This is a genomic window from Halobacillus sp. B29, assembly GCF_052246755.1.
GTDB lineage: Bacteria > Bacillota > Bacilli > Bacillales > Halobacillaceae > Halobacillus > Halobacillus halophilus.
This window is the reverse complement of record NZ_JBQQCM010000017.1, coordinates 1-26216: the sequence shown is the minus strand read 5'-3', so window position 1 is coordinate 26216 and position 26216 is coordinate 1. Positions and strand designations below refer to the sequence as shown.

Annotated in this window: 29 protein-coding genes; 10 read left to right on the top strand and 19 right to left on the bottom strand. The window is 40.2% G+C overall.

The window, feature by feature from the left end:
- Nucleotides 1–108: 108 nt before the first annotated feature.
- The 5 genes from ACTWP7_RS18240 to ACTWP7_RS18220 form a co-directional block, all read right to left on the bottom strand.
- The gene (locus tag ACTWP7_RS18240; RefSeq protein ID WP_443124409.1) at nucleotides 109–2079 is read right to left on the bottom strand and encodes a hypothetical protein; all 1971 of its coding nucleotides are present in this window, start codon (nucleotides 2077–2079) and stop codon (nucleotides 109–111) included.
- Nucleotides 2080–2094: 15 nt separating this feature from the next.
- Nucleotides 2095–3438, bottom strand: a complete 1344-nt coding sequence (locus tag ACTWP7_RS18235) for an ATP-grasp domain-containing protein (protein WP_443124408.1) — start codon at nucleotides 3436–3438, stop codon at nucleotides 2095–2097.
- A 156-nt stretch (nucleotides 3439–3594) separates the two neighbouring features.
- Nucleotides 3595–4437, bottom strand: a complete 843-nt coding sequence (ablB, locus tag ACTWP7_RS18230) for a putative beta-lysine N-acetyltransferase (protein WP_443124407.1) — start codon at nucleotides 4435–4437, stop codon at nucleotides 3595–3597.
- Nucleotides 4438–4718: 281 nt separating this feature from the next.
- On the bottom strand, nucleotides 4719–4937 hold the full coding sequence (locus ACTWP7_RS18225) for a hypothetical protein (protein WP_014644109.1): 219 nt from the start codon (nucleotides 4935–4937) through the stop codon (nucleotides 4719–4721).
- 135 nt (nucleotides 4938–5072) lie between these two features.
- Nucleotides 5073–6131 (bottom strand): M20/M25/M40 family metallo-hydrolase, encoded by a 1059-nt coding sequence (locus ACTWP7_RS18220; RefSeq protein ID WP_014644110.1) that lies wholly within the window; start codon nucleotides 6129–6131, stop codon nucleotides 5073–5075.
- A gap of 126 nt (nucleotides 6132–6257) precedes the next feature.
- Between ACTWP7_RS18220 and ACTWP7_RS18215 the strand changes: the two genes are divergently transcribed.
- Entirely contained in the window at nucleotides 6258–6809 is a 552-nt protein-coding gene (locus ACTWP7_RS18215) for a thioredoxin family protein (RefSeq protein ID WP_014644111.1), read from the top strand.
- Nucleotides 6810–6907: 98 nt separating this feature from the next.
- Nucleotides 6908–7906 (top strand): potassium channel family protein, encoded by a 999-nt coding sequence (locus tag ACTWP7_RS18210; protein ID WP_443124406.1) that lies wholly within the window; start codon nucleotides 6908–6910, stop codon nucleotides 7904–7906.
- On the opposite strand, the gene ACTWP7_RS18205 is transcribed toward ACTWP7_RS18210, so the two are convergent.
- The 3 genes from ACTWP7_RS18205 to ACTWP7_RS18195 form a co-directional block, all read right to left on the bottom strand.
- Nucleotides 7877–8305 carry a YugN-like family protein gene (locus tag ACTWP7_RS18205; RefSeq protein ID WP_443124405.1) on the bottom strand — a complete coding sequence of 143 codons (429 nt, stop codon included), beginning with the start codon at nucleotides 8303–8305 and terminating at the stop codon, nucleotides 7877–7879. The two genes, ACTWP7_RS18210 and ACTWP7_RS18205, sit on opposite strands and share 30 nt — an antisense overlap.
- Nucleotides 8306–8422: 117 nt before the next feature.
- A complete protein-coding gene (locus tag ACTWP7_RS18200) occupies nucleotides 8423–9769 on the bottom strand; it encodes a glucose-6-phosphate isomerase (protein ID WP_443124404.1) in 1347 nt (448 codons plus the stop codon).
- Nucleotides 9770–9917: 148 nt separating this feature from the next.
- On the bottom strand, nucleotides 9918–11084 hold the full coding sequence (locus ACTWP7_RS18195; RefSeq protein ID WP_443124403.1) for an iron-containing alcohol dehydrogenase: 1167 nt from the start codon (nucleotides 11082–11084) through the stop codon (nucleotides 9918–9920).
- A 150-nt stretch (nucleotides 11085–11234) separates the two neighbouring features.
- Between ACTWP7_RS18195 and ACTWP7_RS18190 the strand changes: the two genes are divergently transcribed.
- Nucleotides 11235–11471 carry a DUF378 domain-containing protein gene (locus ACTWP7_RS18190; RefSeq protein WP_014644117.1) on the top strand — a complete coding sequence of 79 codons (237 nt, stop codon included), beginning with the start codon at nucleotides 11235–11237 and terminating at the stop codon, nucleotides 11469–11471.
- A gap of 47 nt (nucleotides 11472–11518) precedes the next feature.
- On the opposite strand, the gene yugI is transcribed toward ACTWP7_RS18190, so the two are convergent.
- The gene (gene yugI, locus ACTWP7_RS18185) at nucleotides 11519–11911 is read right to left on the bottom strand and encodes a S1 domain-containing post-transcriptional regulator GSP13 (RefSeq protein ID WP_014644118.1); all 393 of its coding nucleotides are present in this window, start codon (nucleotides 11909–11911) and stop codon (nucleotides 11519–11521) included.
- A gap of 214 nt (nucleotides 11912–12125) precedes the next feature.
- Here yugI and ACTWP7_RS18180 point away from each other — a divergent pair, with 214 nt between their 5' ends.
- A complete protein-coding gene (locus ACTWP7_RS18180) occupies nucleotides 12126–12482 on the top strand; it encodes a helix-turn-helix domain-containing protein (protein ID WP_443124402.1) in 357 nt (118 codons plus the stop codon).
- Nucleotides 12483–12696: 214 nt separating this feature from the next.
- A complete protein-coding gene (locus ACTWP7_RS18175) occupies nucleotides 12697–13872 on the top strand; it encodes a MalY/PatB family protein (RefSeq protein WP_443124401.1) in 1176 nt (391 codons plus the stop codon).
- A gap of 331 nt (nucleotides 13873–14203) precedes the next feature.
- Here ACTWP7_RS18175 and ACTWP7_RS18170 read toward each other — a convergent pair whose 3' ends face one another.
- Complete coding sequence (locus ACTWP7_RS18170) at nucleotides 14204–14779, bottom strand: superoxide dismutase family protein (RefSeq protein WP_443124400.1); 576 nt, start codon at nucleotides 14777–14779, stop codon at nucleotides 14204–14206.
- A 103-nt stretch (nucleotides 14780–14882) separates the two neighbouring features.
- A complete protein-coding gene (locus ACTWP7_RS18165) occupies nucleotides 14883–15098 on the bottom strand; it encodes a hypothetical protein (protein ID WP_014644122.1) in 216 nt (71 codons plus the stop codon).
- A gap of 92 nt (nucleotides 15099–15190) precedes the next feature.
- On the opposite strand from ACTWP7_RS18165, the gene ACTWP7_RS18160 reads away from it, so the two are divergent.
- The gene (locus ACTWP7_RS18160) at nucleotides 15191–15577 is read left to right on the top strand and encodes a kinase-associated lipoprotein B (protein WP_443124399.1); all 387 of its coding nucleotides are present in this window, start codon (nucleotides 15191–15193) and stop codon (nucleotides 15575–15577) included.
- A 49-nt stretch (nucleotides 15578–15626) separates the two neighbouring features.
- Here ACTWP7_RS18160 and ACTWP7_RS18155 read toward each other — a convergent pair whose 3' ends face one another.
- Nucleotides 15627–16805, bottom strand: coding sequence for a cation:proton antiporter (locus ACTWP7_RS18155; protein WP_443124398.1), 1179 nt, complete (start codon nucleotides 16803–16805; stop codon nucleotides 15627–15629).
- 6 nt (nucleotides 16806–16811) lie between these two features.
- Nucleotides 16812–17300: a cation:proton antiporter regulatory subunit gene (locus ACTWP7_RS18150; RefSeq protein WP_014644125.1), complete on the bottom strand. Its 489-nt coding sequence runs from the start codon at nucleotides 17298–17300 to the stop codon at nucleotides 16812–16814.
- A gap of 218 nt (nucleotides 17301–17518) precedes the next feature.
- Here ACTWP7_RS18150 and deoD point away from each other — a divergent pair, with 218 nt between their 5' ends.
- On the top strand, nucleotides 17519–18229 hold the full coding sequence (gene deoD / locus ACTWP7_RS18145; protein ID WP_422168198.1) for a purine-nucleoside phosphorylase: 711 nt from the start codon (nucleotides 17519–17521) through the stop codon (nucleotides 18227–18229).
- A 31-nt stretch (nucleotides 18230–18260) separates the two neighbouring features.
- Here deoD and ACTWP7_RS18140 read toward each other — a convergent pair whose 3' ends face one another.
- Nucleotides 18261–18482: a hypothetical protein gene (locus ACTWP7_RS18140; RefSeq protein WP_443124397.1), complete on the bottom strand. Its 222-nt coding sequence runs from the start codon at nucleotides 18480–18482 to the stop codon at nucleotides 18261–18263.
- A gap of 294 nt (nucleotides 18483–18776) precedes the next feature.
- On the opposite strand from ACTWP7_RS18140, the gene ACTWP7_RS18135 reads away from it, so the two are divergent.
- Nucleotides 18777–19259, top strand: coding sequence for a divergent PAP2 family protein (locus ACTWP7_RS18135; protein ID WP_443124396.1), 483 nt, complete (start codon nucleotides 18777–18779; stop codon nucleotides 19257–19259).
- A 69-nt stretch (nucleotides 19260–19328) separates the two neighbouring features.
- Here the strand turns inward: ACTWP7_RS18135 and ACTWP7_RS18130 are convergent, their stop codons facing one another.
- The 3 genes from ACTWP7_RS18130 to ACTWP7_RS18120 form a co-directional block, all read right to left on the bottom strand.
- Nucleotides 19329–19970 carry a 3D domain-containing protein gene (locus tag ACTWP7_RS18130; RefSeq protein ID WP_443124395.1) on the bottom strand — a complete coding sequence of 214 codons (642 nt, stop codon included), beginning with the start codon at nucleotides 19968–19970 and terminating at the stop codon, nucleotides 19329–19331.
- A 993-nt stretch (nucleotides 19971–20963) separates the two neighbouring features.
- Entirely contained in the window at nucleotides 20964–21281 is a 318-nt protein-coding gene (locus ACTWP7_RS18125; RefSeq protein WP_443124394.1) for a YuiB family protein, read from the bottom strand.
- A gap of 148 nt (nucleotides 21282–21429) precedes the next feature.
- A complete protein-coding gene (locus tag ACTWP7_RS18120; RefSeq protein ID WP_443124393.1) occupies nucleotides 21430–22650 on the bottom strand; it encodes an NAD(P)/FAD-dependent oxidoreductase in 1221 nt (406 codons plus the stop codon).
- A gap of 298 nt (nucleotides 22651–22948) precedes the next feature.
- On the opposite strand from ACTWP7_RS18120, the gene ACTWP7_RS18115 reads away from it, so the two are divergent.
- The gene (locus ACTWP7_RS18115; RefSeq protein WP_443124392.1) at nucleotides 22949–23935 is read left to right on the top strand and encodes an NAD(P)/FAD-dependent oxidoreductase; all 987 of its coding nucleotides are present in this window, start codon (nucleotides 22949–22951) and stop codon (nucleotides 23933–23935) included.
- 34 nt (nucleotides 23936–23969) lie between these two features.
- Here the strand turns inward: ACTWP7_RS18115 and ACTWP7_RS18110 are convergent, their stop codons facing one another.
- Together ACTWP7_RS18110 and ACTWP7_RS18105 are read right to left on the bottom strand one after the other, a co-directional pair.
- Nucleotides 23970–24215 carry a hypothetical protein gene (locus ACTWP7_RS18110; protein ID WP_443124391.1) on the bottom strand — a complete coding sequence of 82 codons (246 nt, stop codon included), beginning with the start codon at nucleotides 24213–24215 and terminating at the stop codon, nucleotides 23970–23972.
- 280 nt (nucleotides 24216–24495) lie between these two features.
- Nucleotides 24496–24858 carry a HesB/IscA family protein gene (locus tag ACTWP7_RS18105; RefSeq protein WP_443124390.1) on the bottom strand — a complete coding sequence of 121 codons (363 nt, stop codon included), beginning with the start codon at nucleotides 24856–24858 and terminating at the stop codon, nucleotides 24496–24498.
- 169 nt (nucleotides 24859–25027) lie between these two features.
- Here ACTWP7_RS18105 and ACTWP7_RS18100 point away from each other — a divergent pair, with 169 nt between their 5' ends.
- The gene (locus tag ACTWP7_RS18100) at nucleotides 25028–25711 is read left to right on the top strand and encodes a hypothetical protein (protein WP_443124389.1); all 684 of its coding nucleotides are present in this window, start codon (nucleotides 25028–25030) and stop codon (nucleotides 25709–25711) included.
- Nucleotides 25712–26216 lie beyond the last annotated feature (505 nt).

Sequence of the window (26216 nt, the reverse complement as noted above, 5' to 3'; positions counted from 1 at the left end):
ACCAAGACAACTCACCTTTTGATTACTATTCCTCTCCCCACCCTTCCGCGATCTCCATTCAAAAAATCCCGGTTCCTGTTAATTCAGAAACCGGGATTTTTTATTTTTCTATAATTGTACCCACGTATGCTGTTCGCCCCAGCTCTCTTTTGCTAACTTCTCAACTTGTTGGACAATTTCGTCTTCCACAGCATAAGCGTCTCCCTGCTCATATTGGTTATAATGAAATGCATATAGCCTGGACACAAACTGATGGAATGGAAGTGAAGATTCGCCCGGAATCTCATTACATCCTTCTACGCTGGGCTCTATTCCCTGTCCCCAGTCCTGAGAACTGTCATTATTGGGGTTATAGAAATAAATACGTATTTCTCCATCCGGATCTTTTGCAATTCTTTGGATAGAAACGGCGTGGAGCCCTAATAACTTCCCGAATGCATTGGTTATAAATATTCCTACTGGATTTGGATAGATCAGTTCATAGCCTTCATTGTAATCCGGATGGTGCGTGCCGTAAAATAATCGGACAAACCCTGGATAATCAGCTACGGAACCAGTCATCGGGTCAATCACACCGCAAAAACCTTTTTGAACCCAGTTTCCATAAAAAGCCGGATTGACCCATTTATGAACATCATCCCCCCGAAATTTCGAGCGGCGAACCAGCTCTGAATATATACGATCTAAATGCGGCACAAGAATGAGCGAAACAGGGTCTAATTCATCGTGGAGATCATCGACTAATCCTTCCCGTAAATCCTTAGAGTGAATCGTTTGTCCTTCAAAGGTGAGATCAACGTCCCCGTCCCTTGCCGCTCTTGCAATTAAGTCAAGTAAGTGTCCTGGGGCATGAAGTGACCACAGACTAATTCCTCTCGCTGTCTGACAAGTAGGATTCATTCCCTGCCCTATACCCAGGGGCTGCCCAAGAACGCTTATTACTCCAGCTATCAGAATACTGTTTGCCGTAATTCCTTCATTTCCATTAATGGAATTTAACAGTACTTTTCTGGTTTCTGAATGTAGATCCAATTCGAAGATTCTGCGCATTCCAGGAATGACAGGCGATGAGGACAAAACGCCTCGATCAAGTATTTTTGCCAGACCATACAGCGACTGTTTTAATGGAATATGAATTCCCGCCTTAATTAATTGCTGCACAAAGGACATATGCTCTTCTAAATTTGCTTTTCCCTTGTTCGTTAAATCCAGCGCCTCAGCAAGTAACTGAGGATGCTGTTTATTAATATAACGGACGAGTACCACATGATTAGATGCAACAAGACCCGTTTCACGCATCGTATTTGCAAAGGATTGAGCTTCTGCCCTTAAAGCATCCTCTTTTAAGTTCTTGATTTTATTCCTGTATTTCTTGGTATCACAGTTTCTGCTTTTTTTCGTCCTGCCTCTGATAGCATCCACATATGTTTGGATAGCCTTTCTATCTGACTCCTCAATCTCTTTCCCCATTAATTTTTCCGCATGATCAACCATTTTAACAATTCTATTTACCATGATGGGACGCTGAGCAATAAGACCGCTGATTTCTTTCACCAGTTCGCCAGAAATAGAAGCTAAAGATAGCTTTTCTTCTAAAAATTGAAATAAGCGCTCCATCCGGTCTTTTTCTTTTCCTTTCCCCTCAATCCGAGCAGCTTCCGTTTCTTCTGGAAAGAGTATATCTATATTTAAAGCCATAACTTCGTGCAGAAAAGATTGAGCCTGCTCCTCTGAAACTCCTTCTCGCTTATATACACCTTTAGCTATAGCCACCATTCTTAATTCACTAAGCATTTCAGAAATGGTCGTTAAACCGCCTGCCTGAAGAGAACCTTTTACAAGAAAAGGCTGAAGCTTAGACGGATCCTCCCAGGGACTGTCTTGAAAAATACCAGCTTGTTCATAGCGTTCCGCAAGTTGGTATAAAGCTGATAAACCTTCCTCATCATCCATCAGTTTAGCTGCTGCCTGTAATACATTACTTTGATACATGGACTTTGCAAATGAATAAGTAGACTCCATGGTCTCTAGTTCTTGTTTAAAAGCCTCAATTTTAGATGTATCCATTTTTACTGCCATCGCATGTGCTTCCTCCTAAATATAAAAATCGTAGTCCACATAATCGGTTAATAATTGGGAAATCTCTTCGCTGTCATTCCCGTGCAGAAAAACCGTCCCCCAATGATTTCCATAGCCCTCGTTTGTGTCCTGGAACTTCGTAATCGTGGGCTTATACAGCGTATGTTTATCAAAACTGGAATGACTTTCCATATCGTGTGGTATTTGCACACGACTTACGGTTTTCTTGCGGGGATAGACTAAGAAACTTCCCGCATGTCCATCAGCCTCAGGTTCTTTTGGCACGTATTTTTCAAGTTCTTCCTGAGAAGTATGAGGGTCACAGCAAAGAAGGTGAGCTCCAAATGGATTGAATTTGTATACTTTTTGAATTAGTTCGAATATATGACCGCCTGGAATCCGGTAGGCAACTTCTCCAAAGTAAACCTCTTCCTGATCCGTAATAAAAAATTCAGGATGAATCATGCCGTATTGAATATCAAACGCCTGAACAAGTTTTTCCACCTCTTCTATTATCAGAGGGCGATAATGCTCTAAAGCAGCAGATGGTGGAACCATACTGGAGTACCCGAGAAGTACATATTCTGTTATATTCAGAAACTTGATTTCACCCTTATGAATGAACACCTCACATGAAACTTCCATTCCATGCAGATGACTCTCTACCAGCCCTGGAAAGCTTTCGTCCGTTAGCTTGCTTTCGATATCCTCTTCTGAAAATATCATGCGATGGCCAGCCGCTCCCGCCTTATTTAACGCTTTGAAATGGATCGGATCAGGCTCCTGACTATGGTTTTTCAACAGTGATTGATTAACCCTTCTGAAAAAACGTTTAACCTCTTCCTTATTTTCTACCTCTTCAAATACGCCCACTTTTAACCCACCTATATGAGCCCTGCGCTTCATCATCGCTTTATCTCTAAAGAGAATAGAGTGATCGAATACATTCGGGTCATTTCGAAGGCGCGCATTCAATGCGCCAGACCATTCTACCGTTTCCTCGAAGATCGGGATCGTATGACCGACGTCCAACTCCACTAATTGGGTGAAAAGATCCCCCGATCGTTCATAAACCTCCTGATAATGGCTCGGTTTTCCAAAATCCCATGAAAAAAATGGAATGTTATGCTGATCCGCATAAGGTTTGAAATCTTCATGGCTGACCACTATATATGATTTTCCCATTTGCTGCATAGCTTCAATTGACGGCACACTCCAGCCAATTAATGCTACTTTACTGCCGCGCTCTGGTCGTTCATGATTAATTCTAAGCGGTCCTATCTGCCTTCCGTTCAACCGCTTACGATCATTTTGATTGGTAAATTTAAATGAATTTGTTTCTTGATTAAGCCTTGGCATATGATTTTCACCTATCCTTGAAATAATTAAGCAACATTTTGTTAGAATCTCCACCACAGGCCTATTTATCCTTAAATACAAGTGAATTTTTTATGTTAAATTTAAATTATTTTATGTATAAAAAAACAGGACAGCTAGGAGCTGTCCTGTTCCGTTTTATAGAATTTTATACCAGATATTCATATCTTCCAGTCCTGTCCCGATCCAGCTGTTCTGAATCATACACCCACCATAAGTAAATCCTTGCTGAGCAGCCACAATATTCATACCCATTGAAGTTGCCCTCGTATAGGAGAACATTGTATTAATTCCTAATTCTTTCGCTTTTTCTTCAAGAAAAGGATACTGATGAGATAAAAGACCTTTGCCTCTATGTTCCGGCAGTGTTGCACAATCTGTAAATTCTGCTGCTTTATATTCTGGAAATACATCAGCAGAACAGGCACTAACTAACTTTTCACCTTTAAAAATGAGCGCAAAATGCACATGATCTTTCATCATGTCAACGATATACTCTGGATTATGGATAGGAGTAGGATACTTAGCAAAAGCAGTTTGATAGAGTTCTGCCATTTCTTCAGCATTCTCTTCTCTACCCCACTTCATGGTATAACCGTCCATCAGCTTTTTGGTTTTCGCGGTGGAAGTATGATTCAATTGTTTAACATAGTCAATGACGTTTCCCTCTTTTTTCTTTTCTCTGGCAGGATTTAAATATTTAGCATAAACTCTTGTATCATCTCCACGGAAAAAACCTTTAATTTCTCCTTCAATTTTACAGGAATGTGCTTGTAAATCTGCTTCTTCTTTACTCCCAGTTTTCACATAAAAAATAAGCTTATCACAGTCTTTTTTATAGGCTGCTTGCGTAAGTTCCTTGATAAATCCACTTACGTCATCAGGCAGATCGTACACCTTAACTCTTCGGCTTACAAGTTCTACGTCAAAGTAACTTTTTTCCATTAAGGTGCCGGCAGAAAGAAAATCTCCAGATATCATCAGGTACACTCCTATTTATTGTCTATTATGGAGAGATGGGCTACTCCTTATCGATATAACAGCTGAACTCCTCAGTGTCCTTATTAGTAACCATCTTCAATAAACATTCTACCTTAACTACCTGTCAATATAAGTCTAATTTTCTTGGAAAGACACCAAAGATTTTGTCGAAATCCCACTACTTTTGACATATAGAACTTTGATGATGCTATATGCCGAATCTCTGGAAAAAAAATAAGCCCCCTCACATATAGCGAGGGGGCACTTCCATTACATCTTTATCAACCCATCATGCCTTCTCTTCTTTGCGTTTCTGCAGCTTGAAGCAACAATCTCAAAGAAGATGATACGGTATTAATATCTACTAAACCATCCTCTAACTCTTTTACTTTATCCAACTGGTGAAATACATATTCTTCACATCCGTTAAACGTTAACTCGCCCGTACTTATTCTTCCCTTTAGAGACATAATACTTTGATGAAGTAATTCCCGATCCATTCCGCTCTCTCCTTCGTTAAGGAAATAAAACTTAAAGCATTAATGGATAGTATATCCAAATAATCATGAATTATTCCTAAACAGGAAGGGATTAAGTAAAGGAAATAACTCGATACGAGGTTCATAGTTCTCTTATTAATCTTCTAACGGATTTAAATTTTCTTCGCCTGTCATGCTGGCAATCATCTCTACTAACAAATCAATTTCTTCGTCAATATCTTTAATACTTACGGTTTCTACCGGAGAGTGCATGTACCTTAGTGGTAGAGATACAAGGCTTACTGGAACACCTTTGCCAGTTAGACGCATTTTATCTGCATCTGTACCTGTCATTCTTGGAGTGAGTTCGTACTGCACTTTCATATCCAGTTTTTTAGCCGTTTTCTCTAGCAATTGGTTGATCTTCCGATTGATTGGGGCTCCTTTTGCCAGAACAGGACCTTCATCTAACTGAATATCGCCGTATTTATTTTTGTTCACTCCTGGATAATCTGTAGCGAAAGTGACATCACAGGCAATAGCCATCGTCGGTTCAATACCTGCAGCAGCAAAGAACGCACCTCCCATATTGGTTTCTTCATTAACCGTACTCGCCGCATATACCCCCACTTTCACTTGTTTTTCGGATAAGCGCCTCAGTACTTCTCCTACAATAAATTGACCGGTGCGATTATCCAATCCTCGTCCGGCTATGTAGCGATCCATCATAACTTCAGGGGTACGTTTATAAACCGCTAAATCACCAATTTGCACTAGTTTTTCTATCTCTTCTTTAGATTTTGCACCACAATCAATGAATAAATCATCAACGCCGAAGTCTCCTTTTAATCCGCCATGGTGCTGAGCATTAACACCTATCACCCCTGTCAACGTTCTTTCATAACCTAAAATCGTGACTTTCATTCCAACAGCTGCTTTCGGGTTAATCCCTCCCATTTTGTCAAAATGAAGATATCCCTGTTCATCAATTCGATTAATCACCAATGCGATTTCGTCACAGTGGCCGGCCAGCAGTACCTTAAATTCCGCTTCCGGATTCAAAATCGCAATAGCATTTCCAGCATGATCCGTTCTGACTTCATGAGAAAATGGTTTCACTTCTTTAATCCAGCGTTTTTGAATCTCCATCTCCATACTGGAAGGAGAGGGAGTTTGAAGCAATTCTAGTAAAAAATCCAATCGGTTTTCATTCATTTTTATGATTCCTCCTTTTTCTCTCATCATCATATCAAAAAAGTCACTTAGTTTTCTAAATCATGCTTAAACCATCATCCTTTAGGGAATGTATTTGAGATGTAGTATTTAAAAGGAGGGGTTTCGATGAATTTGGAAGACTGGTTTCAAAAAGGCATGACAGCCCAAGAATACGTGGATTCAATGGACAAGTTCCAAAAAGATCTTATATATATATATGAGCACTTTAATATCTCTACAGAGGACTATCCTTTTTTTGAAAAACTTCAGAAAAAAGATATACGTGCCGTCGTTCTTACGGAAGACTGGTGCGGAGATGCGATGTTAAATGTCCCTATTTTTCTTCGATTAGCAGAAGCTGGTCATATTGAAACTCATTTTTTAAGACGTGATGAAAATCTTGAATTAATGGACCATTATCTTACCAACGGAAAATCCCGTTCAATACCGATCATCATCTTTATAGATAGAGACGGGGAAGAGATTTGTTCATGGGGACCTAGAGCACCAGAGCTGCAAACGTTTTTGGATGATTCCATCGGCAGCCTGCCTGAGAAAGAAACAAAAGATTATCAGGAAAAGCAGAAACAGATGCTTACTTTTATCACAAAAGCTTATCGAGATCATCAGAACTTCTGGCACTATGTTTACAAAGATATGATAAGAACATTAGCATAAGTTCAAAGTTAACTTGCCACTAAGCGATTAGGGCAAGTTTTTTTATGTTTGAATCACCATTTTATTAGCTATAATGAACTAAAAAAGGGGCATTCATGATGCAATCCTTAGTTCGTCTATATTTTCAAGTACCTTTATTCTTAAGACTTTTAGGGACAGTCATCGTTATGATGACTTTTTTCGGTATGATTATCCATTGGATTGAGCCGAGAAGCTTCCCTACTTTATTTGACGGGGTATGGTGGGCATTTGTTACCGGGGCGACAGTAGGTTACGGTGATTATGTCCCGCTAAGTGCCCTGGGAAAGATTACGGCTATTCTGCTTATATTAACTGGAGGAGGATTGGTAACCTTCTACATGGCCACGTTGTCAGCCTCCACAGTCAAACATGAAGAAGCTTTAGTTCGGGGACAGGTGGACTTTCGTGGATCAAATCACCTGGTGATCATCGGGTGGAATGAACGGACAAGGCAGCTCATAGATATGATGGGATTTCAGGGAATCCAGGAAAGAATTGTTCTCATTGATCGCACTATGCACGAATTTTACCGTAATTTGTCGTATGTGCATTTTATTAAAGGAGATGCAACCGACGAAGACATTCTCTTAAAAGCAAATCTTTGCGAAGCTCGTATGGCAGTGATTACGGCAGACCCTTCTAAACGTGAAGAACAATCGGACCAATCCGTTATCCACCAGACTGTAGCTCTAAAAGGACATCACCCGGAATTATTTATTATTGCCGAGGTGCTGACTGACAGACAGCGAATTAATGCAGAAAGAGCTGGAGCTAACACGGTTATTCGATCAAATGATTTTATGAGCAGTCTATTTTTCCATGAACTTTACCGCAATGATCCAGTGCAGCCTTTTGAGTTGTTACTGGATTTATTGACGACCAGACAATTTCATGAAGAAATAGTACCTGAAAATTTGGAAGGGCAGCCTATCATTCAAGCACTAGAATACTTCTTGAAGAAAAGCTGCCAAATTATCGGTATTAAAAAGGGGAAAGAAGTTTCTTTTGATCTCGATGGAGATATGAAATTGGAAAAAGGAGATTATTTAATCGTTTTCTCCCCGCTTCGTCAATAAAGCATGCTCAGCTTCTGCCAATACTTCCTGCCCAGTGCTAATGTGCTCTTCTGGAAATGAAGCATCTTTATCAACAGGTTCTGAGAATTGATCAAAAATCGCCCGGAAATTACCTTCCTTTACGTTATCATCAAGACCAGGATTATATTTATGTGATAGCAGGAAAGGTTCTTCCATACGGATGGTCGCATAGTCAGTCGGAGCATCCATAGATCCAGACTCCATTGTAAATGGCAGCCGTATAAACTGATAGCCTACATGGTCATCAATCTTATAATCAAAGTATCCATGCTCATAATCCCAATTGTCCGAAAGCTTAAAGCCAATTGGTTTAAGTGCAAGTTCTGCATCTGTAAACCGAAATACTTTTCCAGTTAACGATGAAGATAATGGTATCATTCTATCCACTCCTTTTAGCACTAGCTTGCCCAATTAAATACACCTCAGGTCATCCAAAATATGGATGACCTGAGGTGTTAATTATTTCCTATCCTTGAAACTTAATAATGCTTAATCTTATAGTCGTTTTTCAAGCTGTTCTTTTTCTTCTTCAAATCCTGGCTTCCCAAGAAGGGCAAACATATTTTTCTTGTATGCTTCCACTCCAGGCTGATCAAACGGGTTTACGCCGAGTAAGTAGCCACTGATGGCACAAGCCTTCTCGAAGAAGTACACAAGATAACCAAACGTATAGGCATTTCTTTCAGGAAGATGCAGAATAAGGTTAGGAACTTGTCCGTCAGTATGAGCGAGCATAGTACCCTGATAAGCTTTTTCATTTACCTGATCAACCGTTTTACCAGCTAAATAGTTCAAGCCGTCTAAGTTCTGCTCATCTTCTTCAATCGTAATATCTGAAGCAGGCTGCTCGACATTTAGGACGGTTTCAAACAAGTCTTTTCGCCCATCCTGCACATACTGTCCAAGCGAGTGCAGGTCTGTAGAGAAGTTAGCTGAAGCAGGAAAGATGCCCTTTTGGTCTTTTCCTTCACTCTCACCAAACAGCTGTTTCCACCACTCTCCAAAATACTGTAGAGATGGCTCATAGTTCACTAACATTTCAATTGTTTTTCCTTTGTTATAAAGAACATTTCGAACAGCTGCATATTGATAAGCAGGATTTTCTGAAAGCTTACTTGAGCTTAACTCCTGTCGTGCAGACTGAGCGCCTTTCATCATTTCATTAATATTAATTCCGCTTGCCGCAATCGGAAGAAGTCCCACAGCTGTCAAAACGGAATAACGTCCGCCTACGTCATCAGGAACGACGAAGGTTTCATATCCTTGTTCCGAAGCTAACGTCTTCAAAGCTCCTTTTTCCTTATCCGTGGTAGCATAAATGCGTTTACGTGCTTCCTCTACTCCGTACTTTTCTTCTAGAAACTTGCGGAAAAGACGGAAAGCAATAGCAGGTTCCGTTGTTGTTCCACTCTTGGAAATAACATTAATCGAAACATCCTTATTTTTCAGGACATCAAAAAGTTCATTCATATAAGGAGCACTAATGCTGTTGCCCACGAAGAATACTTGCGGAGTATTACGATCTTCAGAAGCAAGTTCGTTGTAGAAACTGTGATTCAGCATCTCAAGAGCTGCTCGTGCCCCGAGGTAAGACCCGCCGATGCCTATGACAAGCAGAACATCAGAGTCTGATCTAATTTTTTCAGCTGATTGATGTATACGTTCAAATTCTTCTTTATCATAATCTTCCGGCAGATCCAGCCACCCTAGAAATTCACTTCCTGCTCCTTTTTTTTCGTGTAATGCTTCATGAGCTAGAGTAACGGCATCCTGCATATAATCCAACTCGTGTTCACCTAAAAACGGCAGCGCCTTTTCATAATCAAAGCGTACGTGTGTCATATCTTTCCCTCCATTTGGTCATATAATAACCTAATCCAATTTTCACTTTATAGGAACCTACTCCTATAATCAAGCAAACTTAAAATTGTAAACGGATACATTAAAAAAGAGATCCAGAACAAATTGTTATGGATCTCTCTTAAGCAGCTTATTTAGACATTTCTAAAATTTGAACGACATCTTCCGATTTTAATTGATTAAAGTTTCCGAAAGGTCCTCTTTTCATTGCTCGATCAGTAATTACATCAAATTTCTCATCGTTCATACCATAGTAGTCCAGTGTTTCTGGAGCTCCTAAAGAACTCCAAAATGTACGAAGAGCTTCAATCCCCTCTTCGCCAACCTCGCGACTTGATTTTCCTTCGGTAGTAACTCCGAATACCTTCACAGCCAACTGCTTGAAACGATCTGGGTTTACATCTAAGTTGTGCTTCATCCAGTTAGGGAATAAGATAGCGAGACCTCCCGCATGGGGAATGTCGTATACAGCCGAAACGGCATGCTCAATATTATGACTTGCCCAGTCACCACGATATCCCATTTGGAGCATGCCATTCAGAGCAACCGTACCTGAATAAAGAATCGTTTCACGATGCTCGTAGGATTCAGGGTTATCAAGAAGCTTAGGTGCCGTATTTACAACCGTTCTTAACACTCCTTCAATCATCTCATCCTGAACAGGAGATTGCGTTGGATTATGGAAATATTGCTCTAACATATGAGTCATCATATCCACAATTCCATATACGGTCTGGTCTTTGGGAACAGAAACCGTATATTGAGGATCTAAAATGGAAAATAAAGGATTAGTATAAGGCGGTGCTCCCCACCCATACTTTTCATTGGTCTCCCAATTGGTAATAACAGAACCAGCATTCATTTCTGAACCAGTAGCGGCAAGTGTTAATACAGTACCAAAAGGAATAGCATCCTCAGGTTTTTCTTTCCTTGTGACAAGGTCCCATGGCTCTCCTTCATATTTTGCGCCAGTTGCGATCGTTTTTGTACAGTCGATGACACTTCCACCGCCAACGGCTATCAGAAAATCAACACCTTCTCGCTTGCAAATCTCCACCCCTTTTTTCACAGTTGTCAATTTAGGGTTAGGCTCAACTCCAGAGAGTTCAAGGATTTCAACGGCTGCTTGATTTAATTGTTCAACCACCTGATCATAAACCCCATTTTTCTTAATACTTCCTCCACCATATACCAGCAGTACTTTTTTAGTACCTTCAGGTAATTGAGACGGCAGCTGGGTTACTTGATCTTTACCAAAAATTAATTTAGTTGGATTATAAAATGTAAAAGTATCCATCTATAGAAACTCCTTTCTTAACTATGTTTACCTATCACATTATCCCTCATTTTTGTCTAGGGCTCAAAAGATATGCAAAATGTATATTTTTTGGAAGGTGGCTCAAGCTAAAAATGATTCTATTTCAAACTTGAACAGGAGGGTTTTATCATGAGTTGGATTCAACGTGTAGCTTTACTTCTAATTATTGTCGGAGCTATCAACTGGGGATTAATTGGGCTATTCCAATATGACCTGGTTGCTGGTTTGTTTGGCGGTGGAGAGCAGAGTGGAGCTTTTGCTCGTGTCATCTATACTCTCGTCGGCATTAGTGGACTTATCGCCATTTCCATTTACTTCTCACCTGCTGCAGAGTATAGTGACTCTACAGTAGAATCAACAGAATAAAAAAATGGCTCAGGTTAGATAACCTGAGCCATTTTTAGTCACGGACATTATTTACGGTACTTTTCACGATCATCAGACTGCTTAATCCAGTCTTCAAGCTTATCCTTCAAAGTGTTAAACCCTGCAGAAGCATCTTCCTGTTGTTGCTGTTTAGGTGCCGCTTGTTTACGCGGGCGACGCTGTTCAGCCTTAGGAGCTTCTTGTGTGGCACGAATAGAAAGAGAATATTTATTGCTCTTTTCATCGATATTCAAGATTTTAACTTGCACTTCATCTCCTTCAGAAAGGTGCTCGTTAATATCTTTCACAAAACCGTGTGTCACTTCAGAAATATGGACTAAACCTTGTACTTGATCATCAAGCGCAACGAATGCACCATACGGTTGAATTCCTGTGACTTTACCTTCTAATACTTGACCTTCTTGAAACTTCTCTGACATGCTATACAACTCCTGATATATATTATTCGATTCTTTTCACGCAATTAATGATTTTATCACAGTTCGGCACATTTAGCAAAACTGTAAACAGAATAAAATCAATAGATTATGTTCGTCAATTTGTGACAATTTCTTTAGTGACCCTTTTGTGAATTCAGGTCTTCTCCATTATCCTCCATGGTATAATGGAGAAAAGCACAGAGGAGGAACAATCATGTCAATTGGGGATAATATTCGTAAACACAGGGAATTAAAAAAGGTTACAAAAGATGAACTAGCGATGAAAGCACGAATGGGAGTTCATACATTAGAAAGCTATGAAAATAACGAACGAGTTCCCGAGCTCGATACCATCTTAAAAATTTCTACTGTACTTGATATTCCCGCGTCAGAGTTAATGGAAACGGAAGAAGAAGATACTCTGATGGATGATGAATTACAAACCCTTATTAAAGAAATTGGGGTTAAACGCTCAAAACTAATCTTAAAAAAGGCTCGTGATTTTTCTGAACAGGACGTTCTGCGGGCTATGAATCTCTTATACGATTTAAATCAGCAAAAAAATAAATAAATAGGTTTAATATCTATTAAATGTGGTAATAATGTATAACGTAAGACTTTCTCGTATTCCCCCTGTGTAAGCAAAGCGTACGCTCGCTTTGCTTATTTTTTTTTTGAAAATGGCTACCCTTGAACATAACAATAGTTAGAAACGATATATTTTCATTTATCTGAATCCATAGGTTATCATAAATAGTAAACCAACAAGAGATGGAGGTCTGACGATGAGTCGTTTTAATAAAGTAACACCCAGAAAAGGAACAAGATCCGTTAAATGGGATATGGCTGAAGATTTGTATCAGGATAAAGAAGTACTGCCCATGTGGGTAGCTGACATGGATTTTCAGATACCTGAAGCAGTGAAAAAGGCTCTTCAAGACAGAGTTGAACATGGCATTTTTGGTTATACTTGGCCGGATAACCTTATAAAAAATAAAATAACAGCTTGGCTCGATAAGAGACACAATTGGGGAGTGGAAGCTGACTGGATTACATATAGCCCTGGAGTAATACCTTCCTTGCATATGATTATTCAAGCGTTAACTCAAGAAAAAGATCCCGTGTTGATCCAAACTCCAGTTTACCCGCCTTTCTACAGCGTGGTAAAAGATCATGAACGAGAGTTGATCACCAATCCTCTAGAATTTACTGGGGATCGTTACGAAATTAATTTCGAAGATTTCGAGCAAAAAATAAAAAATCATCAGGTCAAAATGTTCATTTTGTGCAATCCTCACAATCCAGTGGGACGTGTATGGACAAAAGACGAATTAATCAAAATGAGTGAAATTTGCGTGAAACATGATGTGATGATCATTGCGGATGAAATCCATGCTGATTTAATTTTCAGTGGTCATACTCATATTCCAATAGCTTCTTTAAATGAAGATATCAATCAGCGTACCGTCACGTGTTTGTCGCCTACTAAGACATTTAATCTTGCAGGGCTGCAAGCCTCCTATTTAGTGACAGCGAATAAAGAATTAAGAGAACAAATCGACCAGCAATTTAAGAACCAGGGAATGGTTATGTTAAATACACTTGGCATTACAGCTATGGAAGCCGCCTATGAATACGGCGAGGAATGGCTGGAAGAATTAAACCAAACATTAGAAAACCATCGTGACTATGTCATGAAACGATTCCAAGAAGAAACCCAATCCATTCGAGTCCTTCCAGCAGAAGGAACCTACCTTCTTTGGCTGGATTGCCGCTCTCTCGGCCTCGAACAAAAAGACCTTAAATCCTTTATGCAAACGCAAGCTAAAGTCGGCCTGAACGATGGGGCTTCTTTTGGAGAAGAAGGAGAAGGTTTTATGCGGATTAACATAGCCGCTCCTATGTCTATTCTTGAAGATGGAGTGACTCGGATTATTGAAGCTGTTCATCAGAACGAATAAAATCTTCTTAAAAGGCCGCCTCTAAATAGCTTGTGTGTATTAATGATTAAAAAAAAAGCGGGCTGTGTGGAATTTAATTTCCGTACAGTCCGCTTTTTTATTTTATCAAGAGATTTATGCCCTCTATTCATCACGATTCGTTATTAGTCGTGAAACTTGTCATCGCCCCTTGAACACACACCTTTGAGACCCGAAGATGAGCTTCTGTTGATTCTGTACTAAGCTGTCGGTGATGACGCCTGCAGAAACGGCAAGAGCCGAAAGTCCACTCGTTTAAGTAATTTTCGATAGACAAGAGTTTTCAGCAGCCCTCTTAAAAAGGAAGACCCATTTAACTCTCTTCTTGCTTTGTATCTGGCTCGGTAGGATCCGTTGTATCATCTTCATCTGCTTTTAACGTAATTTCTCCACAAGCGATACGTTCGCCAGAATTACCAGACGGTTGAGACATTCCATCATCTACACCGCTGCTCAGGACAATAGATGTACCTTCCTTCCTTAGCAGAGATTGCTGGGCTTCCTTAAGTTTAGCTTCACTTAAAGTCAGTTTTACATCAATCATTCCACTTCCATCTGCTTCTAGATTGGCCATGTCTCCTGTGTGGGCACCCTTCGTATTCATTAACCCATGTTCTTTAGCCATTGGATTAAAATGGTTGCCTGCACTCTTAAAATCAGGAGGTTCGCACTCAGGGAATTCATGAATATGAACCGCATGCATGCCAGGCTCGACTCCTTCAACCTTAAGGGCTACTTCTACTCCTTCTGGACGCTCCGTAAAAGTCGCGGTACCAATTTTATCATTTTCACTATTATAGATAGATGTTTCAAGTGGCGATCTCTCTTCTCCAGAACAACCAACCAGCATAATTAAGATAGCAAGAACTGACCATAACCATTTGTACATGATGTCCCTCCATTTCAGACCTCAATGTTATGATTATTGTCCCCCATCATTCAATTTTATATAACAAAACCACGCCTTGAATCGGCGTGGTTTATTAGAATTATCAGTGTTCGCTCTCTTTATGATCCTTAGGATAAAACGTTTCTTCTGTTTTCTTCTCTTCTTTACGGGAGGCCTTAATGATAACAACCATCGTTACAGCCGCAGCAACGATAAATAAAATAAGCATAAGTACAGCCGGAATGTACTCGGATTTATCTTCTGGAAAGTATAAAAATTCCATCATAGGACGATCACTTCCTTCCATATCTCCTGTCATTATATCAAATTCTCCTCCCGTTTTTCACGAGCTTCACTATTTCTTCACAATTTAAATCTTTGGTACAATGAATGATAAAAGGAGGAATTGCCATGGCTGAATTTGAAAAAGGAGCTCTTGTGAAAGCTCACTATAAAACAGGAATTTATGTAGGAGAGGTCGTAGAAGACCGCAACCGCTTCTATCTAGTTAAGATACTTGCCGTAGATAAACACCCGATGCAAGGTGACCTCCATAATCCAGGTCAAACAGAAGATGTGTTTTTCCATCAACGTAAGGCTCTCAGCTTTAATGAAAAAGCTAATGTCCAAAAAGAAGCGGTCCATCCCTTTGAAGAAGATACGCTTCCAGATTATGAAGCGTCACTAAAACAGGCTGTTGAAAAGTTAAAGACAAAACTGACTAGAAGAGAAACAGAATTCAATCAAAACGCCAAACAGCAGCTGGAAGATTTAGAAAACCAATACTTCAAGTCATAATTATCTCCCTGAGGAGGGGGTGCAGGATCGGCTCCCTCTTATTGCTTCCTTAACCGCCGGGAACTTTTAAATTCTTCTTTTTCTTAACTGGCTTTCCATACACTTTATTCGTAATCCACGAGGCTTGTTCAAATAAGAGCATTCCTACAAATGCAGCAATGACGATATATAAACCACTGAAAACTTTCAGGACCCCTACAGCTGTACTTGCAATGACTACGGAAAACTCTCCACGTGCACACATGGATAATCCCGCTCTTAGAGAAACACGCTTGGATAATCCATACAACGGACCGCCAAGCACTCCTAATAATATCTTAGAAAATACAGACCACACCAAGATGGAAATAAGCAAGCCTACCATAGGCACCCCGTCTCCAAGCTCAATGGTCGTCCCAAAGTAGATAAAAAAAGTAGGAAGCATTAAATCTCTAACAGGGTAGACGGTCTGCTCGACTTTTTCAATCTTTCCGATCTCTGCTAGCATCATCCCCGCTAAGAATGCACCCAACACTTCAGATAATCCAAGTAACAGCGCGAGTCCCCCAAAGGAAAGGGCAATCCCGACCAACAGCGCTATCTTAAAATCTTCATCATCAATTCGATCAAGAAACGTTTCGAAACGTTTAAAAAGGGTTTTGCTTAATATAATAGCTAATGCTGCCAACCCTAAAATTTTACCTACTAACAGAATAAAAGTGAGTGAAGTAAAGCTTTCCCCTGAACTCACTCCAAATAGGATAGCTACTACTATAGGCGCAACCAGATCTTCAAATATGAGGATAGCCAGCATAAATTCGGTTTCCGTATTAGCCATACGTCCTCGGTCATCTAACAACTTGGCTGTAATGGAAGAACTGGTTGCATACGTAATGCCGCCAATCAAGAAACTTGAAAATAGATCTAAATTAAATAAAAGAGCAATCCCCGTTGTAACCCCCAGGCTTAAGGAAACGTCGAGAAGCCCGGAAGGCCATATCTTTTTCGCAATGCCGCCCAGACGATTCACATTAAACTCAAGTCCTAATATGAAAAAAAGTAATACAATTCCGATTTCACTGGCAAAATGCAGCAGTTCGCTGTCGTGGAGGAAGTCAGCCAATATTATCCCTAATAAAATGTATAAAATGACATTGGGTACTTTTATCTTCAAACTTAAGAATCCTAAGTAAAAGATGAAGAGTAAAATAAGCCCTGCCCCCAGTAAAGCCGGAAAATCAGTAGGCACCTATGATCATTCCTCTCCTTTACACAAATCTGACAATGTGTCAATTTGATCCTGTTTACCAATTGTCATGATGACGTCTCCGGGTACCAATGTAGTATTCGCCTCAGGAATGGCGATGGTTTCATCCCCTTTGACAATACCAATAATGGTGGCCCCTGTCTTATTCCTTATTTCGGATTCTTCAATTGTCTGATGAGCAATACTTGAACGCTTCGATAGTTCAACCCAGTCAATAACAATCTGATTCTTGAAAATTTTCAATTTATCAGCATCTACCGGCTGGTAAGTAGCACCTAATAATTGTGCTCCAAGCTCTCTTGTCTCATCAGATGTAAGATCCATTGCAAAATCAGCCTCTTCACTATCTGCTTCTTCGAAAAAATAAAGTTCTCTTTTGCCTGTGTGGTGGACAATTAACACAAGCATGCTGTCTTCACCTGTTTTTAAAGAGATTTTTTGACCAATCCCAGGCAGCTGGGATATTGAAATGTTCATCTGACCAGCACTCCTTACTTTCTTCTTCCATTTAATTATAACAGAATGCTCCCTATTGATAGGAATGATTCTATATGAAAAGGAATTTCTTTATCATTTGAGTAATTATTAATACTTTTCACCGTTCAATTTACTTTGATCCCCCCACCTAATTTGTCATCTGAAATGGTGTGTGGTAATTTAAAGTAGGTAAAACGATACCTTAGGAGGTTAAAATAATGACAACACATATTGGGGCTGAAAAGGGAGAAATAGCAGAAAAAATCCTTCTTCCCGGAGACCCTTTACGAGCTAAATATATAGCTGAAAACTTCTTAGACGATCCTGTTTGTTATAACGAGGTCCGCGGAATGTATGGTTATACGGGGACCTATAAAGGAGAACGGATATCTGTACAAGGTACAGGCATGGGTGTTCCGTCCATTTCAATATACGTAAATGAATTGATCGAAGGCTATGGTGTAAAGCAATTAATTCGTGTTGGGTCTTGCGGAGCCTTGCAAAATGATGTGAAAGTCAGAGATGTTATCCTTGCTTCTACTTCCACAACGGATTCACAAATGAACCGGATGGTTTTTGGCGGTATCGATTTCGCTCCTGCAGCAGATTTCAATTTATTAAAAAATGCTTATGACGCCGGTACGGAAAAAGGGTTAAAATTACGGGTCGGCAATGTATTTACGAGCGACAGTTTTTATCGAGACAATGCGATGGATTTATTTAAACAGCTGGCTGACTATAATGTATTAGCGGTTGAGATGGAAACCACAGCACTTTATACCTTAGCAGCCAAACATGGTTGTCAAGCTCTATCCGTACTAACCGTAAGCGATCATATCCTTACAGGGGAAGAAACGACTTCAGAAGAGCGCCAGACCACCTTTAATGAAATGATTGAGGTAGCGCTTGAGGCTGCCATTCAAGAGTAATCAATGACACCCTCTTCAGTAGAGGGTGTCTTTAATTTTGTTTAATTTCAATCAGCTCTTTTAGGTCCAGTTCATAAATTGTATCTCCTGCAATTATCAGGAAAAACTCGGGACGTATCTGTTCAAGTATCCCGCGAAAGGTAAGTTCCCGTGTATAAACGACTACGCATTTACCTTGGTTTTTATAGATGCTTTTTAATCGATCCGTCTTAAGAATAGATCGAGGGATGGAATCAGGTAATTGTAGGGCCATAGTATTACCCCCTGTATGACAGCTTTCTTTATCTTATACAGTTTCTTTAGTTACGTTTGGGCCGACGTCTTCTAATTTCAACCCCATTTCTATCGTTTAAGTTTAAAGGTCTTTATTCAAGTATTCCTAATCCAGTTTAAAATTATGACAAGGTAAGTATTCCCCTTTACCTGCATGCTTTTTTAAAACGTTCAACTTGAAATTATGATATAATTACCATGTTCTGATTTAATAAAAGTCAGAACATGCAATTTTATATACATACATTTCTTAATTTGTGGAAAGGATGTCAACATGTTGTTGGACTTACTGCATAATTTCCCTTTATGGGCTTCAATTGCTTCGATTTTTTTTGCTCAAATAGTGAAAATCCCGATTCAATTTATTGCATCTAGAAACTTTAACCCCAGTCTGGCATTCAGCACCGGAGGCATGCCGAGCAGTCATTCAGCTGCCGTAACGGCGCTCGCTACAGGCGTCGGAATCCAGCAGGGCTTTAATTCATCGATTTTTGCCGTTGCTTGTGTGTTTACCATCATTGTCATGTTCGATTCAACGGGAGTTCGGAGGCAAACTGGAGAACAGGCCATTATGCTGAACATTTTAACGAATGATTTTAACCGGTTTGTGAACGAAGCAAGAGATTGGGGTAATAAAGAACAATACCAGAAGAAAGAAGAGCTGAAAGAATTATTAGGTCATCAGCCTATTGAGGTTTTCTTCGGAGGATTTACAGGAATTTTATTAACCTTTCTGCTCTACGCCTGGATTTACTAACCTGCAATTTTGAGATCTAAATATAATTAACGTTAAAGAAGAAGGGTTCAACGAGAGAACCCTTCTTCTTTAACGTTTTAAAATTTGAGATCGGAATACTTGTAAGGACTCGTTTTCATTCAGTACATTCAATCGCTCTTCTGAAAGAGTTCCATTACCCTCTTCTATTATATATACATCTAACGTTTTTTTACCCCACTGTTTGTAAACCTCTTCTACGGTTGGAAAGTATAAATCAAGTTCATTCCCTTGAATAGCAGCACCTTTATCTGCCACTACCCCATAACCATAATCAGGAATAAAGAGTACGGTACCTATAGGAAATACATCCAGATCGGCAGCAATCGTTGAATATAAATCTCTTTTTACATTAACCCTCGAAAAAGTAATGCCATAACCAGGGTGATCCGGGGTTTTTCCTGTGGATTCCGGACCTGCTGTGTACCCAGTAGCTGTGACAGTGTGAGATTGAAATTGAGATAGATCAAGCGTTTCTACAAGCTTTCGTTCAGATTCTTCAGCGGCCCTTGAAAGAAGCACAGGCTGAATGGCGGAAGCTTCCAAAATATATTCAGGAGCGTCCTTTTGAAACTTAACAGAGATCCACTCATCAAAATCTCCCATTGATAGATTGGACACATTAGCTACTGTATTGTATAAAGCTAAGGCAAACAATGTAATTAGCAACGTTTTTTTCAGGCGCTTGCTCATGAAAATCACCTCTAGGTGTAATCATGTCCAAGCTCGAATAATTTATTCAGAAGTATTCAACGGAAATATGAAAAGCGGACGTCTATAAAGTGATTCTCATACTTTACTAAAAAGCTCTGTTAACCTTCCGTGTTGTTATTAAGGTAAAGCTTCCATTACTTGAAGACTTGATTTCGAGATAAATTGGGTCCGTTACTCTATGGGGATGAGGGTTGGTGGGGAAATAACTCGTCTTGTTCCATCACCCAGACACTCGAGACATAAGCCGTTCATCAACAGACGGAAAGACCACCGTCCTTTTGATGGTCGGCTTATGCTGTTCGTGTCTATCGGGGTGATTCCACATTTGGACACTTTCCTATGGGGGAACGGTGAGCTTCCTCGCTCGTTTCACTCCCTACGGGATCTCACCTAGTCCCTTCTCCCATGGGAGTCTCGCCATTTCCCCCCAACCCAGCCACAGGAGAATAACGGACCCTGCCTGAAGAGAGTGTGCTCTTTTTCTTAACTGGTCTTAAATGCTCCTATGACAGGCTATTCCCCATCTTTATAGCATGACAAATCCTCATGCTCCCATGCTCATTTTGTGCATCAAGAAGATATCTTAAATGGTTTCGAGTTTCTGATTCGGCCAGGTCCGGAGGGGGACGATGTAGGCTCCTGCGGGATGAACATGATCGGTGAGATCCTGACAGGGCTGTTAAGCCCGAGGAAGCTCAGCACATGCCCGCGGAAAGCGAAATCGTCCCCCGACGAAGGACCTTCCTCATAACCAATATCTCGAAATCGAGTCTTCAACAATCCGGCCCTATTGCGTAATAAGCCTGATGAAAAATCAACAATAACTATAACAGAGACTACTAAAAAGAAAGTAAACTCATTTTCTTTCCCCTGAGAGAAGTAAAGAGCTCGTGAGGTGTCACTCCTAGGGGTGCAATCCATTAATAGAACTTATAGAAAATAGCCTCTTCTCTAAATAGAAGAGGCTGTTTATTAAAACATTTGATAGCCATTTTTCCTTAACCAGCGGATAACAAGACCAGCGCCAATGGTACCAGCTAAACCGCTCGCCAAAATCAATATATCAACTACTTGTAAATTTACTAATTTTGCAAATACAGTCGGAAAAGAAGTGGTTGGTTGTGAAAAGTACTCCGTCCAGGGAAAGTCGTCAACGATAAACAGAACGATCACTGGATAAACAAATGACATGACCCACGAGGACCGTAAAAGCATGTTCAAAAGGAAAGATATCCCAAAAAACAATACAAAAAACAATAAAATAGAAACAAAAAACTGTACGATGTTCAATGAAGTTCCCCCTAAACTTACACTTGCCTAATTACCTCCAAAACTCATTCTATAACTGATAATAGTAAAGCGCAAGCGCTCTATATAAGCTAAGAAAAAAGCAAAGGCAGCGATCTGCCTTTGCTTCGTGAACAAGTGATTCACAACATTATTGGAAAAAGTTCAGCTTACCTTTCTTCAAAACAAGACCAGGACCGCCAAGTTTAAGAAGATAACGATTATCAATTACCTTCTTCATAGCAGAAGCAGACCAGCCGAAGAGTTTCTTGTCGTTAAACACTACACCAATAGCATCTTTGTGACCTAGAGAAGCAACAGTACCTTTAAGGTCTGGAGTGAATGGCTCCAAATGCTTATCTCCTTTTACAAGCTTGGTAAGGTTGTCTGCTGTCTGCTCAGCCATTTGAATGGCAATTTGAGCTGTAGGCGGATATGGGCGTTCTGTTTCTTCATTAATAAGCAAAGCACAGTCACCTACGATAAATACATCGTCATATCCTGCTGGGCGCAAATCATCACTTACAGGAGTACGTCCCCTGTTAGACTCAAATCCAGCTTGTTCGACCAAGCTGTTTCCGCGTACACCGGCGGCCCAAACAACTGTGTTCGTAGGAATTTCTTCACGCTGTTCATCTTTTTCAAAAACCAGTTTATTTTCAGTAACTTCTTTAATCATAGCCCCGATTTTGAATTCAACTCCACGGCCTTCTAGAGAGTTCATGGCATATTCAACCAGCTCGGGGTCGAAACCTGGCAAAGCTGACGGAGCAGCTTCCACGTTAATAATACGTACCTTTTCACGAGGAATATCATACTCTCGGCATAACTGTGGAACACGGTTCGCAAGCTCACCAACAAATTCAATCCCAGTGAAGCCAGCTCCGCCTACTACAAGGTTTAAACGCTCTTCTTTTTTATCTGCTTCGTTATTGTATTTAGCAAAGTTGTACTCGATATGCTGACGAATCAGTCGAGCACTGTTGATGCTTCCAATCGTGAAAGCATGCTCTTTTAAACCTGGAATTCCAAATGTAGCTGCTTCATAACCTAAACCAATGACTAAATAATCGTACATTAAATCGCCGTTTTCGAGCATAACTCGTTTTTCAGACGGCTTAATTTCTGTTACCGTATCCTGTACAAAGTTAATCTTACTTGTATTGATAACGTCTTTAATAGGAATACGTGTATGATCATGGTGAAGTGTACCTGCAGCATTTTCATGTAACCAGGTGGTTTGGTAATGGTAGCTGTGTTTGTTTACCAATGTAACGTTTGCTTCATTTACACCTAAACTTTTTTGAAGTTTAACAGCTGTAATAATACCTCCATATCCTGCACCGAGGATGACTATGTTAGGATTTTTCATGAATAATCACTTCCATCTCGTAATATTTTATTTATCCGCTGAGTTTTCTTTGTGACTACTTTCACACATAAGATTATAAAAAAATTGTCGTTATTCTAATATGTTTGTCACAAATTCGTTAACTAGTGTCTAGTCTCATATTAGACTTTTTTATTTTCATTTTCAACCCATAATCTCTTTATCAAAATAATGGAATTATTACGTATTATTGTAAAGGGTTTCAAGAGGGCTGTTTCCCATTCAAAAATGTTTTGTGATAGAATGTACATTAGTGACATTTTTCAACAGGAGGTAAATTATGAGTGATAAGATATATGATATAACGGTCATTGGTGCTGGACCCGTCGGCTTATTCACCGCTTTTTACGGTGGTATGCGTCAAGCCAGTGTCAAAATCATCGAGAGTCTTCCTCATCTTGGCGGCCAGCTCACTGCATTATATCCTGAAAAATATATTTTCGATGTAGCGGGCTTTCCAAGAGTCCGAGCTCAGGAGCTGGTTGATAACCTTGAAGAGCAGGCAATGGCGTTTGACCCAACGATTGCATTGGAACAGTCGGTTGAATCAGTCGAGCGTGTAGAGGATGATGTTCTTAAACTAACTACCAACAAGGAAGTACATTATACGAAAACCCTGATTGTTACAGCTGGAAATGGGGCCTTCCAGCCGCGCAAGCTTAAAATTAAAGGTACTGATAAATATGAGGATACCAATTTGCATTATCATGTTAATGATATGAATAAATTTGCCGGTAAGAATGTCATGATCTGTGGTGGCGGCGACTCCGCTGTAGACTGGGCTCTTATGCTCGAACCTATTGCAAACCAGGTGACACTGGTCCACAGAAGGGATAAATTCAGAGCTCATGAACATAGTGTGGCCCAATTGGAGAACTCTAATGTGAAATTAATGACTCCTTTTGCGCCTGAAAAAATGATTGGTGAGGAACGAATAGAGCAAGTTGAATTACATGAAGTCAAAGGGGATCGAGTAGAGACGATTGATGTTGATGATGTCATCGTTAACTACGGATTTATATCGTCCCTGGGTCCCATTAAGGACTGGGAGCTTGAAATTGATAAAAACAGCATTGTTGTGAATTCTAAGATGGAAACCAATATAAAAGGGATTTATGCAGCCGGTGATATTTGTACGTATCCCGGTAAAGTCAAATTAATTGCCTCCGGTTTTGGGGAAGGACCGACAGCTGTCAATAATGCTAAAGCTTATATAGATCCGGGCGCACGTGTACAGCCCAAACATTCTACGAGCATGTTTTCGTGAGACATTAAAAGGAGACCCTTCCAGGTCTCCTTTTTTATGGTTCATTTTGAGCTGCTCGATCTTCACGATTCTTGATTGCTATATCTTTGACATGCTGGGAAACCTGAATTCCTCCAATCACATAAATAAAGGTTAGAATTAAGTTCTGAACATTCATGTCTATAGTCCCAAGGCGTACATACTGAAACATGGTAACCCCGAGCGTTATAAAAAAACCAATAATGATGGCACTAATCCTGTACTCATTCATCGACAAACAGTCCCGTAATGCCTGCTTCATTTAAGTGCACTCCTCTCAAAATAGATGGTTTACTATCATATATATGGAGAGAGGAACAAAAAAATTATCACATAAAAGAACCTGGCTTTTAGGTGTACAGCTGTCACTCGAGAAGAGCTTTTTGACGAAATCAAAATGGAACATCATTAAAAACATGAGGCATTTTAATAGAAGCAAAACAACAGTTGCCCCTCAGAACATAGAAAAGCTTGTAGAAAAGCCATTTGGTTTCTCTACAAGCTGTGGACTTCCTTTTAAAGGTAGTTTCCATTTTTATTCCTTAGCAGTTAGGGTCAGGGCTTCCTGCGTTTGTCGCTGTCTTAAAGGAAGAGCCGCACCCACAGGATACAATGGCATTCGGATTATCAATTGTAAATCCTCCGCCCATCATGTTCTGTTTAAAATCTATAGTTGTACCTTCTATAATAGCAGCATCTTGTCGGTTAATGACAACAGGAATCCCGTTCGATTCTTCTGTAAGATCCAGTTCTTCATTAATTTCATCTTCGAAGCCCATGGCATATGATAATCCACTGCAGCCTCCACCTTTTACACCAAAACGAAGACGTACATCACTAGAACCTTCTTCTTTCAACATTTCCTTTATCTGGTGACTTGCCGCTTCTGTAATATTTAGAATCATCCTGAGCCACTCCTTTCTTTCTTAATGCTAGTATACTAACCACTGTCATAATTATCAAATGGATTACCTGTCAATCGTTCACTCTCCGAGTTATGTTTGAATAGTGCTTACATGGAGAATAAGCATAGAAGACCACGCTTTAGAAAGTAGGATTATATTGGCTTCCACCTTGATCACTCATGTTCCATCTACAAGTTTACACCTGCTTGCAGGTGCTTTTATTATGTTTGCTTTTTTTGGTAAAGAAGATTATTCAATTAAACAGCGAGCTCTAGTTATGAGTCTGGGATTTATTGTTCTAATCCCGGATATACCTAAGTTTCTTGGTACTACAGCCTTCCATTCGCTGATCAGCCTGCCTTTTTTATCCTTGTTACTGGCTATCCTTATTCAAAAATGGACTAAAACGAGGTACTGGTATAGTTTATTAGCCACGTTTGCTACTTTTATAGGAGGCGCACTGCTCATCGATTGGATTGGAAATGGATCCCGCCTCCTTTCTCCCCTGTCAAATAAAAATTATGCATTCACACTGCTCAAACACGAGCTACTATTAATACTAATTATGACTGCTGTGTTACTTATCGTATTAAAGACAAGCAATAAATTGATTCTTACGGTCGGGTTACTTGTTGCCCTGAGTTTCTTATCCTTAAAAGCTTATGGGAAATTACAGTTACAAAGCTATTTACGAAATCAGGTTCAGGCTGCGCCTATAGAGTGGATAGACGTTGAACCACATGGGCTTTTGGGAAACGAGTGGGAATTCGTTGTAATGGCTCACGATAAAAAGATCCGCGGCACAGCCTCTTTGCTTGGAAGCGATGTAAAAATCACAAGCCGGCTCCAATGATCCTTATCCCTCTAGACGCTCGGCTGTATAACAAACAACAATCTCTTATATACATTGAAATCAACTCTTCTTAAAAGGCTTATTAAGCTATAGTACCGGATTGTGGAAGACTCGATTTCGAGATGTTGTGTGGAGAAGGGGCTCCAGGGGACGGCTCGCTTTTCGCGGCCCTGCACGACGCAGAGTCGTTCGACGTTGCCACACGGCGTGGCGATCATCCCACGCGCTGAGTCTCCTCAGGCTGGCGCCTTCCTGGGCCTCAACTGTCATGTTCATCCCGCAGGGGGTTCGCCGTTCACAAAATTAGAGTTGGGTTGGTGGGGAAACGATGAGACTCCCGTGGAAGAGGGATCTAGTGAGACCCCGAAGGTGTGAAACGACTGAGTTATCATGAACGAAAAACTAGCTCCTTACACGTAAATTCGTAGGTTAATCGGGTAAGGAATAAGTAAGAAACCCAAACCCTATCAGAGCTACATTACGGAAGGAGCTAGCTTACTATGAA

What these genes read in the sequence shown, in the direction of transcription:
- ACTWP7_RS18240 (WP_443124409.1), bottom strand. Translation starts at nt 2,079, where the DNA reads ATGGCAGTAAAAATGGATACATCTAAAATTGAGGCTTTTAAACAAGAA.
- ACTWP7_RS18235 (WP_443124408.1), bottom strand. Translation starts at nt 3,438, where the DNA reads ATGCCAAGGCTTAATCAAGAAACAAATTCATTTAAATTTACCAATCAA.
- ablB (WP_443124407.1), bottom strand. Translation starts at nt 4,437, where the DNA reads ATGATATCTGGAGATTTTCTTTCTGCCGGCACCTTAATGGAAAAAAGT.
- ACTWP7_RS18225 (WP_014644109.1), bottom strand. Translation starts at nt 4,937, where the DNA reads ATGGATCGGGAATTACTTCATCAAAGTATTATGTCTCTAAAGGGAAGA.
- ACTWP7_RS18220 (WP_014644110.1), bottom strand. Translation starts at nt 6,131, where the DNA reads ATGAATGAAAACCGATTGGATTTTTTACTAGAATTGCTTCAAACTCCC.
- ACTWP7_RS18215 (WP_014644111.1), top strand. Translation starts at nt 6,258, where the DNA reads ATGAATTTGGAAGACTGGTTTCAAAAAGGCATGACAGCCCAAGAATAC.
- ACTWP7_RS18210 (WP_443124406.1), top strand. Translation starts at nt 6,908, where the DNA reads ATGCAATCCTTAGTTCGTCTATATTTTCAAGTACCTTTATTCTTAAGA.
- ACTWP7_RS18205 (WP_443124405.1), bottom strand. Translation starts at nt 8,305, where the DNA reads ATGATACCATTATCTTCATCGTTAACTGGAAAAGTATTTCGGTTTACA.
- ACTWP7_RS18200 (WP_443124404.1), bottom strand. Translation starts at nt 9,769, where the DNA reads ATGACACACGTACGCTTTGATTATGAAAAGGCGCTGCCGTTTTTAGGT.
- ACTWP7_RS18195 (WP_443124403.1), bottom strand. Translation starts at nt 11,084, where the DNA reads ATGGATACTTTTACATTTTATAATCCAACTAAATTAATTTTTGGTAAA.
- ACTWP7_RS18190 (WP_014644117.1), top strand. Translation starts at nt 11,235, where the DNA reads ATGAGTTGGATTCAACGTGTAGCTTTACTTCTAATTATTGTCGGAGCT.
- yugI (WP_014644118.1), bottom strand. Translation starts at nt 11,911, where the DNA reads ATGTCAGAGAAGTTTCAAGAAGGTCAAGTATTAGAAGGTAAAGTCACA.
- ACTWP7_RS18180 (WP_443124402.1), top strand. Translation starts at nt 12,126, where the DNA reads ATGTCAATTGGGGATAATATTCGTAAACACAGGGAATTAAAAAAGGTT.
- ACTWP7_RS18175 (WP_443124401.1), top strand. Translation starts at nt 12,697, where the DNA reads ATGAGTCGTTTTAATAAAGTAACACCCAGAAAAGGAACAAGATCCGTT.
- ACTWP7_RS18170 (WP_443124400.1), bottom strand. Translation starts at nt 14,779, where the DNA reads ATGTACAAATGGTTATGGTCAGTTCTTGCTATCTTAATTATGCTGGTT.
- ACTWP7_RS18165 (WP_014644122.1), bottom strand. Translation starts at nt 15,098, where the DNA reads ATGACAGGAGATATGGAAGGAAGTGATCGTCCTATGATGGAATTTTTA.
- ACTWP7_RS18160 (WP_443124399.1), top strand. Translation starts at nt 15,191, where the DNA reads ATGGCTGAATTTGAAAAAGGAGCTCTTGTGAAAGCTCACTATAAAACA.
- ACTWP7_RS18150 (WP_014644125.1), bottom strand. Translation starts at nt 17,300, where the DNA reads ATGAACATTTCAATATCCCAGCTGCCTGGGATTGGTCAAAAAATCTCT.
- deoD (WP_422168198.1), top strand. Translation starts at nt 17,519, where the DNA reads ATGACAACACATATTGGGGCTGAAAAGGGAGAAATAGCAGAAAAAATC.
- ACTWP7_RS18140 (WP_443124397.1), bottom strand. Translation starts at nt 18,482, where the DNA reads ATGGCCCTACAATTACCTGATTCCATCCCTCGATCTATTCTTAAGACG.
- ACTWP7_RS18135 (WP_443124396.1), top strand. Translation starts at nt 18,777, where the DNA reads ATGTTGTTGGACTTACTGCATAATTTCCCTTTATGGGCTTCAATTGCT.
- ACTWP7_RS18130 (WP_443124395.1), bottom strand. Translation starts at nt 19,970, where the DNA reads ATGAGCAAGCGCCTGAAAAAAACGTTGCTAATTACATTGTTTGCCTTA.
- ACTWP7_RS18120 (WP_443124393.1), bottom strand. Translation starts at nt 22,650, where the DNA reads ATGAAAAATCCTAACATAGTCATCCTCGGTGCAGGATATGGAGGTATT.
- ACTWP7_RS18115 (WP_443124392.1), top strand. Translation starts at nt 22,949, where the DNA reads ATGAGTGATAAGATATATGATATAACGGTCATTGGTGCTGGACCCGTC.
- ACTWP7_RS18110 (WP_443124391.1), bottom strand. Translation starts at nt 24,215, where the DNA reads ATGAAGCAGGCATTACGGGACTGTTTGTCGATGAATGAGTACAGGATT.
- ACTWP7_RS18105 (WP_443124390.1), bottom strand. Translation starts at nt 24,858, where the DNA reads ATGATTCTAAATATTACAGAAGCGGCAAGTCACCAGATAAAGGAAATG.